The following is a 1,317-nucleotide window of genomic DNA, read 5'->3' on the forward strand; positions in this document are numbered from 1 at the left end:
GGACCACCTGCCCGACGGCGAGCACCGGCGGCGGTGTGGCGGCGACGGCGGGAGGAGCCGGAGGCCTGGCCGCGACGGGCGGCGGCGTCACCGGACCCACGGTGGGGATGGGGCGCGCGGCGGGAGGAGCCGGAGGCCGGGCACCCGCGGGGGCGATGGTGGGAACCGAAGGCGGACGGGCCGCGGGAGCCACGGGCGGAATCACCGGGCTCAGGGGCTGCATGGTCGGCACGGCCGAGGGCCCGCGAGCCACGGGCGGCGGCGTCGGCATGGACGCGATGCTCGGCACCGACGGCGGCATGGCGGGGGGCATCGCGGGCGAAGCGCTCGCGGTGGGCGGAACGACCGGTGCGATGCGAGGCGTCGACGCGGGAGCCACGGAAGGCGTCACCGCGCCCACGGCCGGCGTCGTGGTGGTGGGCCGGGCGATGGCGGGCGCCACGGGAGGCGTCACCGCGCCCACGGCCGGCGTCGTGGTGGTGGGCCGGGCCGTGGCGGGCGCCTGGGGCGGAGTCACTGCGCCCACGGCCGGAATCGCGCTGACAGTGGGGCGAGCACCGACGGGAGTTGCCGGAGCCTGCGGAGCAGTCACCGCGCCCACGGCCGGAATCGCGGTCACGGTCGCGCGAGGCGTGGCGGGAGTCGCCGGAGCCTGAAGCGGGGTCACCGCGCCCACGGCCGGAATCGCGGTCGCGGTGGGCCGGGTCTGCGCGGTCGTCACCGGCGGCACGGACGCGGCGCCAACAGACGGAACCCCCGACACCGTGGGCCGTGCCGAGGCCGGGGCACCCACAGGGGCAATGCCCGGCGGTGTCCCAGGAGGAGCGGCCCCCATGGGCGCGAGGCCCGCGGGAGTGGGCCGCGGAGGGGCCCCCGTCGTGGGTGCTCCTCCCGAGGGAGAAACGGACGGAACTCCAATGGACGATGCGGGCCGAGCCGTCGCCGGAGCCACAGGCGGAACGCCGCCCACGGCAGGCGCCACGGAAGGAACCTGACCCGACGCAGGCCGAGCCGTCGCCGGAGCCACGGGCGGAACGCTGCCCACAGCCGGAGCCACTGATGGCACCTGACCCGACGCAGGCCGAGCCGTCGCGGGGGCCACGGGCGGAACGCTGCCCACGGCAGGCGCCACCGAAGGAACCTGACCCGACGCAGGCCGAGCCGCCGCGGGAGCCGCGGAAGGAACCTGACCCGACGCGGGCCGAGCCGTCGCGGGAGCCACGGGCGGAACGCCGCCCACGGCAGGCGCCACCGAAGGAACCTGTCCCGACGCGGGCTTCGCCGGAGGCACCGCGGGCACCTGACCCGACGCTGGCC

1 pseudogene is annotated in these 1,317 nt (G+C 78.1%); it reads left to right on the forward strand.

The window, feature by feature from the left end:
- Positions 1-656, forward strand: a pseudogene (locus D7Y15_RS43490) (hypothetical protein); the annotation flags it as partial.
- Positions 657-1,317 lie beyond the last annotated feature (661 nt).

Source organism: Corallococcus sp. AB030 (genome assembly GCF_003668965.1).
In the GTDB taxonomy this organism is placed as follows: domain Bacteria; phylum Myxococcota; class Myxococcia; order Myxococcales; family Myxococcaceae; genus Corallococcus; species Corallococcus exiguus.